Source organism: Solwaraspora sp. WMMA2080, assembly GCF_027497395.1.
Lineage (GTDB): Bacteria > Actinomycetota > Actinomycetes > Mycobacteriales > Micromonosporaceae > Micromonospora_E.
This window is the reverse complement of sequence record NZ_CP114910.1, coordinates 5,231,046-5,243,880: the sequence shown is the minus strand read 5'-3', so window position 1 is coordinate 5,243,880 and position 12,835 is coordinate 5,231,046. Positions and strand designations below refer to the sequence as shown.

13 protein-coding genes are annotated in these 12,835 nt (G+C 71.6%); 4 read left to right on the top strand and 9 right to left on the bottom strand.

The window, feature by feature from the left end:
• Positions 1–93: 93 nt before the first annotated feature.
• The 5 genes from mdh to purN all read right to left on the bottom strand — a co-directional run bounded on the left by mdh (position 94) and on the right by purN (position 4,915).
• Positions 94–1,044, bottom strand: a complete 951-nt coding sequence (gene mdh / locus O7543_RS24010) for a malate dehydrogenase (protein ID WP_281551802.1) — start codon at positions 1,042–1,044, stop codon at positions 94–96.
• Positions 1,045–1,173: 129 nt separating this feature from the next.
• The gene (locus O7543_RS24005) at positions 1,174–2,046 is read right to left on the bottom strand and encodes a bifunctional methylenetetrahydrofolate dehydrogenase/methenyltetrahydrofolate cyclohydrolase (protein ID WP_281551803.1); all 873 of its coding nucleotides are present in this window, start codon (positions 2,044–2,046) and stop codon (positions 1,174–1,176) included.
• Between the two features lie 61 nt (positions 2,047–2,107).
• Positions 2,108–2,707 carry a pentapeptide repeat-containing protein gene (locus O7543_RS24000; protein WP_281551804.1) on the bottom strand — a complete coding sequence of 200 codons (600 nt, stop codon included), beginning with the start codon at positions 2,705–2,707 and terminating at the stop codon, positions 2,108–2,110.
• A gap of 16 nt (positions 2,708–2,723) precedes the next feature.
• Positions 2,724–4,304, bottom strand: a complete 1,581-nt coding sequence (gene purH / locus O7543_RS23995) for a bifunctional phosphoribosylaminoimidazolecarboxamide formyltransferase/IMP cyclohydrolase (protein ID WP_281551805.1) — start codon at positions 4,302–4,304, stop codon at positions 2,724–2,726.
• Entirely contained in the window at positions 4,301–4,915 is a 615-nt protein-coding gene (gene purN / locus O7543_RS23990) for a phosphoribosylglycinamide formyltransferase (RefSeq protein ID WP_281551806.1), read from the bottom strand. The genes purH and purN overlap by 4 nt, the downstream gene beginning before the upstream one ends.
• 150 nt (positions 4,916–5,065) lie before the next feature.
• Between purN and O7543_RS23985 the strand changes: the two genes are divergently transcribed.
• On the top strand, positions 5,066–5,605 hold the full coding sequence (locus tag O7543_RS23985; RefSeq protein WP_281551807.1) for a DUF4190 domain-containing protein: 540 nt from the start codon (positions 5,066–5,068) through the stop codon (positions 5,603–5,605).
• A gap of 24 nt (positions 5,606–5,629) precedes the next feature.
• Here the strand turns inward: O7543_RS23985 and O7543_RS23980 are convergent, their stop codons facing one another.
• Complete coding sequence (locus O7543_RS23980) at positions 5,630–7,009, bottom strand: DUF6350 family protein (RefSeq protein ID WP_281551808.1); 1,380 nt, start codon at positions 7,007–7,009, stop codon at positions 5,630–5,632.
• 161 nt (positions 7,010–7,170) lie between these two features.
• On the opposite strand from O7543_RS23980, the gene O7543_RS23975 reads away from it, so the two are divergent.
• On the top strand, positions 7,171–7,422 hold the full coding sequence (locus O7543_RS23975; RefSeq protein ID WP_281555719.1) for a hypothetical protein: 252 nt from the start codon (positions 7,171–7,173) through the stop codon (positions 7,420–7,422).
• Between the two features lie 81 nt (positions 7,423–7,503).
• Here the strand turns inward: O7543_RS23975 and sucD are convergent, their stop codons facing one another.
• From sucD to O7543_RS23960, 3 genes are all read right to left on the bottom strand, one after another.
• Positions 7,504–8,391, bottom strand: coding sequence for a succinate--CoA ligase subunit alpha (gene sucD / locus O7543_RS23970; RefSeq protein ID WP_281551809.1), 888 nt, complete (start codon positions 8,389–8,391; stop codon positions 7,504–7,506).
• 5 nt (positions 8,392–8,396) lie between these two features.
• Positions 8,397–9,593 carry an ADP-forming succinate--CoA ligase subunit beta gene (sucC, locus tag O7543_RS23965; RefSeq protein WP_281551810.1) on the bottom strand — a complete coding sequence of 399 codons (1,197 nt, stop codon included), beginning with the start codon at positions 9,591–9,593 and terminating at the stop codon, positions 8,397–8,399.
• A gap of 446 nt (positions 9,594–10,039) precedes the next feature.
• Complete coding sequence (locus tag O7543_RS23960) at positions 10,040–10,438, bottom strand: cobalamin B12-binding domain-containing protein (RefSeq protein WP_281551811.1); 399 nt, start codon at positions 10,436–10,438, stop codon at positions 10,040–10,042.
• 387 nt (positions 10,439–10,825) lie between these two features.
• Here O7543_RS23960 and O7543_RS23955 point away from each other — a divergent pair, with 387 nt between their 5' ends.
• The gene (locus O7543_RS23955) at positions 10,826–11,590 is read left to right on the top strand and encodes a M23 family metallopeptidase (RefSeq protein ID WP_281551812.1); all 765 of its coding nucleotides are present in this window, start codon (positions 10,826–10,828) and stop codon (positions 11,588–11,590) included.
• 285 nt (positions 11,591–11,875) lie between these two features.
• Positions 11,876–12,814, top strand: a complete 939-nt coding sequence (locus tag O7543_RS23950; RefSeq protein ID WP_281567254.1) for a peptidoglycan DD-metalloendopeptidase family protein — start codon at positions 11,876–11,878, stop codon at positions 12,812–12,814.
• Positions 12,815–12,835 lie beyond the last annotated feature (21 nt).

Here is a 12,835-nt window from a genome sequence, read left to right as displayed (position 1 = left end):
CGAACGCGGTGCGCAGCGGGCGGGACGAACGAGGCACTGCACACGTCGGGGCGGGCACCTGGATGCCCGCCCCGATCGTCACGCCCGTACGGCTCAGAGGTCGGCCACGTCCGCCTGCTTGGCCCGGACCGCCTCGGCGGCCTCCTTCAACGCGGCCAGTTCCGTACCGGTCAGGTCGGTGGTCACCACCCGACGGACGCCCTCGGCCCCGAGCTCAGCCTCCACGCCCAGGTAGACGCCGTCGATGCCGTACTCCCCGGTGACCCAGGCGCACACCGGCATCACCGCGCCGGAGTCCTCGGCCACGGCCTTGGCCATCCGGGCCGCCGCCGCCGACGGCGCGTAGTACGCCGACCCGGTCTTGAGCAGGGCGACAACCTCGGCCCCACCGTTGCGGGTCCGGACCACCAGTTCCTCGATCTTGTCCGCCGGCAGCAGCTCGGTCAGCGGCTTGCCGTTCACGGTGCACCGTGACGGCACCGGCACCATGGTGTCACCGTGCGAGCCGAGGGTCAGCGTGCGTACGGTCGCCACTGGTACCGCCAGCGTCTCGGCGACGAAGTGGGAGAACCGGGCGGTGTCCAGCATGCCGGCCTGGCCGAGCACCCGGTTGCGCGGGAACCCGGTGGCGATCTGGGCCAGCGCGGTCATCTCGTCGAGCGGGTTGGACACCACGATGACCACCGCGTCCGGGGCGTACCGGGCGATGTTCTCCGCGACGCCGCGGACGATCTTGGCATTGACCTCCAGCAGGTCCATCCGGCTCATCCCCGGCTTGCGCGGCAGGCCGGCGGTGACGATGACGACGTCCGAGCCGGAAATCACCTCGTAGCCGGAGCCGTCCACCCCGGTGGTCGCACCGACGACCTTGGTCTCGAAGCCCTCGATCGGCCGCGACTGGTTGAGATCGAGGGCCAGTCCCTCGGGCTTGCCCTCGATGATGTCGGTCAGCACGACGGTGTCGAAGACGTCGTACTCGGCCAGGCGCTGCGCGGTCGTCGAGCCGTAGAAGCCGGCCCCGACGACGGTGACCTTCTTGCCCATTGTCGTCTCACTCCCTGCTACCGGGCGAATTTGACGGGACCGTATCAGCCAGGTAACGGCTGAGCGGGCCAGGGGCGCGCCCGGAGACCCACCTCACGCCCGCCACGCCGGTCGACTCGCCGACCGGCTTCACCGGTCGGCGAGGCCGCGTTCCGCCAGCTCGACGACGTTGGTCAACAGCATCGCCCGGGTCATCGGGCCGATCCCGCCGGGCACCGGCGCCAGCGCAGCGGCCACCTCGGCCACGTCCGGTGCCACGTCACCGGTGTACTGGCCCTTGCCGTTCTCGCCGAGCACCCGAGTGATACCGACGTCGACGACCGTCGCCCCCGGCGTAACCATTTCAGCGGTGACCAGCCCCGGTACGCCCGCCGCAGCGATCACGATGTCGGCCCGGCGGGTGTGGTCGCCCAGATCCAAGGTGCCGGTGTGGCACAGCGTCACCGTGGCGTTCTCGCTGCGCCGGGTCAGCAGCAGACCCAGCGGCCGACCGACGGTGGTGCCCCGGCCGATCACCACCACCTCCGCGCCCCGGATCCGGATCTCGTTGCGGCGCAGCAGGTCGACGATGCCGCGCGGGGTGCAGGCGACCGGCGCGTCGAAGCCGAGCACCAGCCGGCCCAGGTTCACCGGATGCAGCCCGTCGGCGTCCTTGTCCGGGTCGACCCGCTCCAGCACCCGCTGGGTGTCGATCTGCTTCGGCATCGGCAGCTGCACGATGTAACCGTGGCACGCCGGATCGGCGTTCAGCTCGGCCACCACCGCCTCCACCTGCTCCTGGGTCGCGTCGGCCGGCAGGTCGCGGCGAATCGAGGCGATACCGACCTCGGCGCAATCGCGGTGCTTGCCGTTGACGTACGCCTGGGAGCCGGGATCCTCACCGACCAGCACGGTGCCGAGACCGGGCACCACCGACTGCTCCGCGAGCGCCTTGACCCGGGCACGAAGGTTGTCCTTGATGGCGGATGCCGCCGCCTTACCGTCCAGAATTGTCGCCGTCACGTCACCGATCGTCTCACGTCGCCCGATCCGCCCCGGTTGGCACCTCGCACGGACCAGCCGGTCAGGGCCGCACGTCGGCACCGTACGCCGCCGCGACCTGCACCGCCTGGGCCAGGTCGATCCGCGCCCCGGTCAGGTCGAGGCCGCGCAGCTCGACCCCGGCCAGATCCGCGCCACGCAGGTCCGCGCCACGCAGCTTCGCGCTGGTCAGCCGGGCATAGCCGAGGTCCGCCCCGGAAAGATCCACCCGGCTCAGGTTCGCCTCGGTCAGGTCGGCTTCCCTTAGCCGCAGCCCGGACAGCTTCGTACCGGTCAGGTCCTGGCCGCGCAGCAGCACGAACCCCCAGTCTCCGCCGTCGACATGCAGCGGGCGCAGCGTGCAGTCGAGAAACTGGGTGCCGGTCAGCTTGCAGTCGGCGAAGGTCGCGTCGAAGAACGACGACCGCCGGATCACGCAGTGCAGCAGCGCGCAGTGCGTCAGCCGGGCCGCGTTGGCCCGCACGTTCGCCAGTACGCAGTTGGTGAAGACGCAGCCGGTCAGCACCGCCTCGGTCAGGTCGACGTCGACGAGCTCACAGCGGTCGAAATGCACCCGGTCGAACTCGTCGAGCGCCCAGTCGGCCCCGACGATCCGCTCCTCGACGCGCTGCTGCGGCGACACGACGACGGCCGGCCGGTCAGTGGAAGAAGTGCCGGGTGCCGGTCAGGTACATGGCGACCCCGGCGGCGTTCGCCGCCGCGATCACCTCGTCGTCCCGGATCGAACCGCCGGGCTGCACCACCGCGCGTACCCCGGCGTCGATCAGCACCTGCAGTCCGTCCGGGAACGGGAAGAACGCGTCGGAGGCGGCCGCCGCGCCGGCGGCCCGGCCGGCACCGGCCCGGCGTACCGCCAACTCGGCGGCGTCGACCCGGTTGACCTGGCCCATGCCGACCCCGACGGTCGCACCGTCGCGGGCCAGCAGGATCGCGTTGCTCTTCACCGCGCGTACCGCCCGCCAGGCAAAGCCCAGGTCGGCCAGCAGGTCCGCGTCGGCCGGCTCACCGGTGGCCAGCCGCCAGCTCGCCGGATCGTCGCCGGCGGCGTCGATCCGGTCGACGGTCTGCGCCAGCCGGCCACCGGTGACCTGCCGCCACTCGACGTCCGCCGGCTGCCACGCCGGGGCGAGCAGCAGCCGCAGGTTCTTCTTCCGGGCCAGCACCTCGACCGCGGCCGGGTCGAACCCGGGGGCCACCACCACCTCGGTGAAGATCTCCGCGACCTGGTTGGCCAGCTCGACGGTGACCGGCCGGTTGACCGCGATCACCCCGCCGTACGCGGAGACCGGGTCGCAGGCGTGCGCCTTGCGGTGCGCCTCGGCGACGTCGACACCGACCGCGATGCCGCACGGGTTGGCGTGCTTGATGATCGCCACGGCCGGGGCGGTGAAGTCGTTCGCCGCCCGCCAGGCGGCATCGGCGTCGACGTAGTTGTTGTACGACATCTCCTTGCCGTGCAACTGCTCGGCCTGGGCCAGCCCGGCCGGTGCCGCCGGGTCCAGGTAGAGGGCCGCCCGCTGGTGCGGGTTCTCGCCGTAGCGCAGCACGGCGGCCCGGCGCAGCGCGGTGCCGGCGAACTCCGGCCAGTCGACCGGCTGGTCGGTGTCCGCGCCGACCAGGGTCCGGGCGCACCAGTCGGCGACCGCGACGTCGTACTCGGCGATGTCGGCGAAGGCACGGGCGGCGAGGGCGCGCCGCTGCCGCAGGGTGAAGCCGCCGTCGGCGAGGGCCTGCTCGACCAGCGGGTACGCCGACACCGAGGTGACCACCGCGACGCTGGTGTGGTTCTTCGCCGCCGCCCGCACCATCGCCGGGCCACCGATGTCGATCTGCTCCACGCAGCCGTCCAGGTCGGCACCGGAGGCCACCGTCTGCTGGAACGGGTACAGGTTGGACACCAGCAGGTCGAACGGGGCGACGCCGAGCTGGGCCAGCTGCGCGGTGTGGTCGGCGGAGCGCAGGTCGGCCAGCAGTCCGGCGTGCACGTGCGGATGCAGCGTCTTGACCCGGCCGTCCAGGCATTCCGGGAAACCGGTCACGTCCTCCACCCGGACCACCGGCACACCGGCGGCCGCGATTGTGGTCGCGGTCGACCCGGTGGAGACGATCTCCACCCCGGCGGCGTGCAGCATGGTGGCCAGCTCGACCAGACCGGTCTTGTCGTAGACGCTGATCAACGCCCGGTGCAGCGGGCGGCGGCCGTCGGTGCTCGGGTTCATCGGATGGTGACCTTTCGATGCGAGATGGTCCAGCCGTGCCGGACCAGCCGGCCGACGTACTCGACGAGCTGCGCCCGTTCCGCTTCCTTGATCCGCTCGGTCAGGCTGGCCTCGTCGTCGTCCGGCTCGACCGGGACCGCGACCTGCGCGACGATCGGTCCGGTGTCGACGCCGGCGTCGACGAAGAAGAGCGTGGCACCGGCCAGCTTGACCCCGTAGGCGAGGGCGTCACGCGGGCCGTTCATGCCGGGGAACGCGGGCAGCAGCGAGTTGTGGGTGTTGACGTAGCGGTCCCCGAAGGCGGCCAGGAACCGGGCGCCGACCAGTTTCAGGAAGCCGGCCGAGACGATCAGGTCCGGCTGGTACGCGGCGACCTCGGCGGTCAGCGCGGCGTCCCAGTCCGCCCGGCTGGCGTGGTCGGCGACCCGGGCCACGAAGGTGGGCACCCCGGCGGTCCTGGCCCGGTCCAGCCCGGCGATCCCGTCCCGGTCCGCGCCGACCGCCACGACGACCGCGCCGTACGCCGGGTCCTCGGTGGCGTCGAGCAGTGCCTGCAGATTGGTGCCGGAGCCGGAGACGAGCACCACGAGTCTGGCCGGGGACGAGGTCACCCGAGCACCCTACCCGGCCGCCGCCCAGGCCCCGCCCAGGTCCCGACCAGCGCGACGGGCGGGCGTGACGGCGGCAGGATTTGCGCTGACCAGTTACGCTGCCCGACGCTCGGGCAAACACGATCTCCGACCGCCCTGAGCGTCGTCGTCATGAAGGAGCTCTCTGTGCAGCCCGGCTATCCAGGCCAAGATCCGTACGGCCAGCAGCCCCAGGATCCGACCTCGTCGCCACCGTCCGACCCGTACGGCCAGCAGCCGCCGCCGGGGCAGCCCTACTCGAACCCGTACGGCCAGCCGCCGCCGCCGGGGCAGCCGTACCCGCAGCAGCAGCCGGGGCAGCCCTACGGTGACCCGTACGCGCAGCAGCCGGTGCCGGGCCAGCCGTACCCCGCCGGCGGCTACGGCATGCCGGGCCAGCAGAAGAACAACAACCTGGGCCTGATCGGCATGATCGTCGGCATCGCCTCGTTGGTGCTGGCCCTGTGCTGCCCGCTGCTCGGCATCCCGGCCGGGATCGCCGGCGCGGTGCTCGGCTTCCTCGGCAAGAACAAGGTCGACCAGGGGCTGGCGGACAACCGTGGCCAGGCGATGGCCGGGCTGATCTGCGGCGCGATCGGAGTGGTGCTCAGCATCGCGAACTCGATCCTCGGCGTTCTGATGGACTTCGGCAGCGGGTTCAACAGCATCTGAGCCAGGCTCTGTGACGCGACCCGTTCAGGGCGTCCCGGATCGTCCGGGGCGCCCTGTGCCGTTGCCGACGTGTCCCGGACCGGCGCCTTGTCCCGGCCCGGCACCGGACCGTCGCTGGCGGGGCCCGGACCGGTCCGCCGGGGGCGCCGCCACCGCCCGCGCCGCCACCGCGCCGACCACCGCCCCGACCGCGACCACCGCGCTCGACACCGCCGCCACCTGCCAGGCGACCGGGCCGACGTCGGCGAGCCGTCCGGCACCGAGCGGCCCGCCGGACACGGCCGCCGCACCGCCCAGGAACAGTCCGGCCACCGGCCCGCTGATCAGGGCGGCACCGATCAGCACAGCCCAGCCGGGCAGCCCGGCACCACCCCGGTCGGTCGCCGCCGGCCAGCGGCGGGCCAGCACCCACCCGGTGGTCATCCCGGCCAGGACCGGCAGGGCCAGCAGCGCGGCGCTGAGCCCCCCGGCCGGGCCGTTGGGCAGTCCGGCGAACAACGGGACCGCCGGCAGGCTGCCGAGGGTGACCTCGGTGGTCCGTACCGCAGTGTCGGAGCCGAGCGCGAAGCCCGGCCCCAACAGGTAGGCGGTCGCCCAGATGGTGGCGTTCGGCGCGTACGCGAGGCTGAGCAGCGTGATGCCGGCCTGCCCGGCCACCCCGGCCCGGTACACCCCGATGGTGTCGGCGGCGTCCCCGCCGCTGATCGCCACGGACAGCCCGGCCACGGCGGCACCGGCGCCGAGCACCAGCAGCGCGGCGACCACTCCGGCGCGCGCCGCGTGCCGGAGCAGGTCGGGGCAGCGCGCCGCCAGTCGACGCAGCGAACTGGTGGTCTGGCCGGCGCCGAGCAACGCGCCGATCCCGCCGAACGCCGCCAGCGTGCCCCCGGCCCGCAGCGGTTCGATCCCCGTCGTAGCGCTGCTGGCGACGTGCGCGGCGGCGGCGCCGAGCGCGCCGTACGCGGTCGCGACGGCCAATGCGACGACGATCGCCCGTACGGCGGATCCGCTGCGCCGGGCACCGACCGCCCGGGTGGTGTGTACCCCGGCCCGGTAGATCCGCCAGGCGGCGAGCGCGCTGAGCAGCAGCGGCGGCAGGCCGAGCGGCCCGGTCGGCGTGTCCAGCGGTACGCCGTGCCCGAGCAGCCAGGCGGCCAGACCGATCCGGGCCGCGCCGAGGACCGACGAGTCGCCTTCGGCGAGTCGGATCAGCCACATCACCACCGCGACCGGCAGGTACGACACCACCGCGGCCCACAGGGTGGTCACCGAGGCCGCGACGACCAGCGGGGCCCGGCCACGGCGGGCAGCACCGGGGGCACGGCCGGGGCCGGGGTGCCGAACGGCGTCGACCGACGCGGTACCGTCCGGCGGTCGCGGCGGATCCGGGGGGTGGGCTGCCATCGTGCCTACTTTGGCACGTGGGCGCACTGATCCGGCGGCAATATCGACGTGGCCTGGCCGGTCACCTGCCGAACCCGCCGACATTCCGGTCATTTGGCCGTACGCTCGGTGCTGGACCACGCCGTCGACGACGGCGGTCGTCGAGTTGACGGGGGACCCTGCTGATGACCCAGTATCCACCGGCCGCGGCGTCGGCCGGCAGCGACCGCAGCACCCTGTGGGGTGTGCTCGGCATCGTGATCGGCCTGCTCTGCTGCGGCATCCTCGGCATCGTCTTCGGCGCACTGTCGATCCGCGACGCCAACCGCTTCCGCAAGTCCCCGGTGCTGGGCTGGGTGGCGATCGTGCTGAGCGTGCTGAACATCATCGGTGGGGCCAGTCTCTGGGCAACCGGGAACTACCCGATCGGCTGACCGCACGACGACGGCCGCCGACCGGTTTCCCGATCGACGGCCATGTGTCGACTGTGGTCGATCAGTGTCGGCTGTGGCCGGTCAGCTGCCGGTGATCACCTGGCGCATCAGCCGGGCGGTCTCGCTCGGCGTACGGCCGACCTTGACTCCGGCCGCCTCCAGCGCGACCTGCTTGGCGGCGGCGGTGCCCGCCGATCCGGAGATGATCGCACCGGCGTGGCCCATCGTCTTGCCGGGCGGGGCGGTGAACCCGGCGATGTAGCCGACCACCGGCTTGGTCACGTTCGCCTTGATGAACTCAGCGGCCCGCTCCTCGGCGTCGCCGCCGATCTCGCCGATCATGACGATCGCGTCGGTCTCCGGGTCGTCCTGGAAGGCGGCCAGCGCGTCGATGTGGGTGGTGCCGATGACCGGGTCGCCGCCGATGCCGACGCAGGTGGAGAAGCCGATGTCACGCAGCTCGTACATCAGCTGGTAGGTCAGCGTGCCGCTCTTGCTGACCAGGCCGATCCGGCCGGCCGGGGTGATGTCCGCCGGGATGATGCCGGCGTTGGAGGCCCCTGGGGAGGCGATGCCCGGACAGTTCGGGCCGATGATCCGGGTCTTGCCGCCCTTGGCGGTGTTGTGGGCCCAGAAGGCGGTCGAGTCGTGCACCGGGATGCCTTCGGTGATCACCACGGCGAGCGGGATCTCGGCGTCGATCGCCTCGATCACCGCCGCCTTGCAGAACGCCGGCGGGACGAAGATGACCGTGACGTCGGCCCCGGTCTCCTTCATCGCCTCGCCGACGGTGGCGAACACCGGGAGCCGGGTGTCGCCGAACTCGACCTGCTGTCCGGCCTTGCGCGGGTTGACCCCGCCGACGACGGTGGTGCCGGCGGCGAGCATCCGCCGGGTGTGCTTGGAGCCCTCGGAGCCGGTCATCCCCTGCACGATGACCTTGGAGTCCTTGGTCAGCCAGATCGCCATCTCGATCACTGTCCTTCCGGGCGGCCGGACGCCGCTGCGGCGAGCTGCGCGGCCCGCTCGGCCGCTCCGTCCATGGTGTCGACCCGCTCGACGAGGGGGTTGGCGGCCGAGTCGAGGATCGCCCGGCCCGCCTCGGCGTTGTTGCCGTCCAGCCGGACGACGAGCGGCTTGGTCACCGTCTCACCGCGCTGTTCGAGCAGGGCCAGCGCCTGGACTACGCCGTTGGCCACCTCGTCGCAGGCGGTGATCCCGCCGAAGACGTTGACGAACACGGTCCGCACGTCCGGGTCGGAGAGCACGATCTCCAGACCGTTGGCCATCACCGCCGCGCTGGCGCCACCACCGATGTCGAGGAAGTTGGCCGGTTTGACGCCGCCGTGCGCCTCGCCGGCGTACGCCACCACGTCGAGGGTGGACATGACCAGGCCGGCCCCGTTGCCGATGATGCCGACCGAGCCGTCGAGCTTGACGTAGTTGAGGTCTTTCTCCTTGGCCCGCTGCTCCAGCGGGTCGACCGCGGACTGGTCGACCATCGCCTCGTGGTCGGGGTGCCGGAAACCGGCGTTCTCGTCCAGGGTGACCTTGGCGTCGAGGCAGAGCACCCGGCCCTCGGGGGTCCGGGCCAGCGGGTTCACCTCGACCAGGGTGGCGTCCTCGGCGATGAACGCCTGCCAGAGGCGTACCGCGATCTCGGTGATCTGGTCGGTGAGCTCAGCCGGGAAGCCGGCGGCGGTGACGATCTCGGCGGCCTTGGCCTCGTCCACCCCGACGTTGGCGTCGATGGCGATCTTCGCCACCCGCTCCGGGGTCTCGGCGGCGACCTGCTCGATGTCCATCCCGCCCGCGACACTGGCGATGCAGAGGAAGGTGCGGTTGGCCCGATCCAGCAGGTACGACAGGTAGTACTCGTCGGCGATGTCGGCGGTCACCGTCAGCATGACCTTGCCAACGGTGTGCCCTTTGATGTCCATGCCGAGGATGTTGGTGGCGTGGCTGACCGCCTCGTCGGCGTCCTCGGCTAGCTTCACGCCGCCGGCCTTACCTCGACCACCGACCTTGACCTGGGCCTTGACCACGACACGGCCGCCGAGGCGCTCGGCGATCGCGCGGGCCTCTTCCGGGGTGGTGGCGACGCCGCCGGCGAGCACGGGCAATCCGTGTCGCTCGAACAGCTCGCGCCCCTGGTACTCGTACAGGTCCACGTTTGCGCGTCCCGTTCCGTCTCTGCGGCGCGCCGTCGCGCCGCCGCCAGCGTGCAGAATCAGATGATTTCCCGGTCACGAGCGGTGACCGGCCATTGGCGCAGCCTAACCACCCGGCCCTGGGACGCCAGCAGGCGGGCGGACGGTGTGCGCAACCGCACACATCCGGCGAGCCGCCCGCGCAGCAGTACGGCGACCTGGCCCCGACCACCGGCACAGACCCGAAAAATAGGGTGTGCCGGCGACGTAACCCCCGGTGACAGGTGTCGTTGAGTGAGGTGTCGGAAACGCAGCGCGGGGCCGACGGAAAGCGGCCGATGCCCTGTCGGTCGAGGGGTGGCGGCGGGGCATCGTGCATGGAGAGGCCGGACGTGTGAGGGGTGCGTCCGGCCTCTCACCCTTTTGCTGCGCGCCCCACCCCCTTACTGGGCGGGAACGTTGCCGCTTCACTTGGCGGGGACGTTGCCGCGGACCCAGTCGACAATGTCGGCGGTGCTCGCCCCAGGGGTGAAGATCCTGGCCACGCCGAGCTCACCGAGTGCTGCGATGTCCTCGTCAGGGACGATGCCTCCGCCGAAGACCACGATGTCGTCCGCACCTCGCTGGCGCAGCAGGTCGAGCACTCGGCGGAACAGCGTGAGGTGCGCGCCGGACAGCACGGAGAGCCCGATGGCGTCGGCATCCTCCTGGATGGCGGTCTCGACGATCTGCTCCGGTGTCTGGTGCAGACCCGTGTAGATGACTTCGATGCCGGCGTCCCGCAGCGCCCTGGCCACCACTTTGACGCCGCGGTCGTGGCCGTCGAGACCAGGCTTGGCCACCACCACCCGGATCCGAGTCTCCATCGCTGCACGCCTCCTGCCGACCGACCGATCCTTAACGAAGGTTAACCAACCTCGGCACATCGACGGCAGCCCGGCCGACCCTGAGCCGCAACCCCGATTCACCCTGACTGAACGCACGATAAGTATTGCTCCATGTAACCAGCGGTTACCAACGAGGGGCCCGATAAAAGGTTACGAAAACGGACAATAGACAACGGACAGTCGCAGATCGTCAACAGTTTTTCGCGAGTCGGGTTGTGGCGGCCCTAGGGGTTGGCTACCGTGTCCACGGTTGTCCTCTGGCTCCAGCCAGAACCAACCCGGCCAACGAGCGTTAATCCCAGGTTCCGCAACGAGGGTCCCGGATGCTCGCACCGCCGCCGAACTACCCGCCGATGGAGGGTGTGCGTGCGCCAGCGCCTGTCGTCAGAGCCCGATCGATATCGGGGTCGTCGCCGCGTACCGACTCCACCCCGTAGCCGCTACGCGGTCGTCATGACCACCGCCGTCGTCGGCGCGGGTGTCGTCGCCCTCGGGGCCAGCGCGATGCCCGACGCCAAGACGCTCAGCCCGGCGGCCCTGGCCGACCTGGAGAACAGCGTCGCCCTGAGCGACCAGGCCCTGGAGATCGACGACCAGGCCCTGGACCTGGACAGCCAGATCAGCGAGCGGGCCGAGGACGCCGAGCGCGCCTCCCGGGACGCCGACCGGACCCCGGCCACCTCGATGACCCAGGCTGCCCCGGACGTCTGGATGCTGCCGCTGCGCGGCTACACCTTCACCTCTCCGTACGGCATGCGCTGGGGAAAGCTGCACGCCGGCGTCGACCTGGCCGCCGCCGAGGGCACCCCGTTCCACTCGATCCACGCCGGCACGGTCACCCTCGCCGGCTGGAACGGCGGCTACGGCTACTGCGTGATCGTCAAGCACGACGACGGGACCGAGGCCGTCTACGGCCATGCGTCCCGGCTGCGGGTCACCGCCGGTCAGCGGGTAGAAGCCGGTGATCTGCTCGGCGACGTCGGCAACACCGGTCACTCCTACGGCGCCCACCTGCATCTCGAGGTGCACGTGGACTCGGAGCCGCAGGATCCGATCACCTGGCTGCGGGGCAAGGGAGTGGACCTCAAGCTGCAGGTCGAGGCGATCTACGGTGGCGTCGTCGAGCCCTGACATTGAGTGACTGAAGAAACCGCTCAGGCCGCACGGTCTGAGCGGTTTTTTTGTGCAGTCCGGACGCCCACCACCAGCGAAAATATGTCCTGCGTCACATTGGATTTTGTGACCTGAACCACTATCGGTCCAGTCAAGAAATCCCCCATCCAAACACGGAGAGTCACGAAATTCCGGCCTCCGAGCGGTGCTCCTCGCCTTCTGTGACTACCCGGTACCCACCCACCGTGCCTGGCACACCACCATTTCCGGGTCCGTGCCCCCCTTACCGCGGAGGTCACTCCCGTGTCGCACCCCGAGCCCACGGAGCGCAGCAAGCCCTCGACCCGGCGTCGGCCACCAGGGCTGCACCGGCTGGTTCCGCCCGGCAGGCACGCCCAGGTAGCGGAGTTCGGCCGCCGGACCCGCACCGCCGCCCTCACCGTCCTGGCCGTGGCGGCCCTCGGGATCGGCGGCGCGGCCACCGCACTTAACTCCGCCCCCGACCCCACCGCGACCGATCCGGCGACGACCTCGGCCCTCGCCGACCGGGCCGACGCGGCGGGACGCGCCGACCGGAGCACCCGTCAGCCGACGGCCACCCCGGACAGCGGCGGGGACGAGACCGGCTTCGGCGCGGCGCCCACCGACAGCAGCACCAGCCGTGCCGAGGAGACCGGTCAACCGGCGGACCCGACCGAAGCAGCCGACGACGCGCCGACCCGGACCGACGACGAGCCCGCAGGGTCGGCCGACGCCAACAGCAGCGACGACAACAGGGACAGCGGTGACCCGGCAACGACCTCGGCGACGGCGGCGCAGCCGAGCTCGACGGCCGGCACGTCCGACTGGGTCACCCCGATGCCCGGGGCACAGATCACCTCCTGCTACGGCCAGCGCTGGGGCGTCCTGCACGCCGGGATCGACCTGGCTCTGCCGGCCGGCACCCCGGTGCTCGCCGCCGGCGCTGGGACGGTGCAGGTCGCCGGCTGGGCGTACACCGGCTACGGGATCTCGGTGGTGATCGACCACGGCGGCGGTGTGCTGACCCACTACGCGCACCTCTCCGCGACCAGCGTGTCGGTCGGCGACCGGGTGGCCCCCGGGGACACCATCGGTGCGGAGGGCTCCACCGGCGACTCCACCGGCCCGCACCTGCACTTCGAGGTACACATCGGCGGGCTATGGAGCCAGGTGGACCCCGCCCCGTGGATGCGCGAACGCGGCGTCGACCTGGGCTGCTGACCGGTTCGGTACGGGTCCGGG

Bases quoted from the DNA above. Each gene is read 5' to 3' on its own strand.
- mdh (WP_281551802.1), bottom strand. From the start codon at position 1,044: ATGGGCAAGAAGGTCACCGTCGTCGGGGCCGGCTTCTACGGCTCGACG.
- O7543_RS23980 (WP_281551808.1), bottom strand. From the start codon at position 7,009: ATGGCAGCCCACCCCCCGGATCCGCCGCGACCGCCGGACGGTACCGCG.
- sucD (WP_281551809.1), bottom strand. From the start codon at position 8,391: ATGGCGATCTGGCTGACCAAGGACTCCAAGGTCATCGTGCAGGGGATG.
- purH (WP_281551805.1), bottom strand. From the start codon at position 4,304: ATGAACCCGAGCACCGACGGCCGCCGCCCGCTGCACCGGGCGTTGATC.
- O7543_RS23960 (WP_281551811.1), bottom strand. From the start codon at position 10,438: ATGGAGACTCGGATCCGGGTGGTGGTGGCCAAGCCTGGTCTCGACGGC.
- O7543_RS23985 (WP_281551807.1), top strand. From the start codon at position 5,066: ATGAAGGAGCTCTCTGTGCAGCCCGGCTATCCAGGCCAAGATCCGTAC.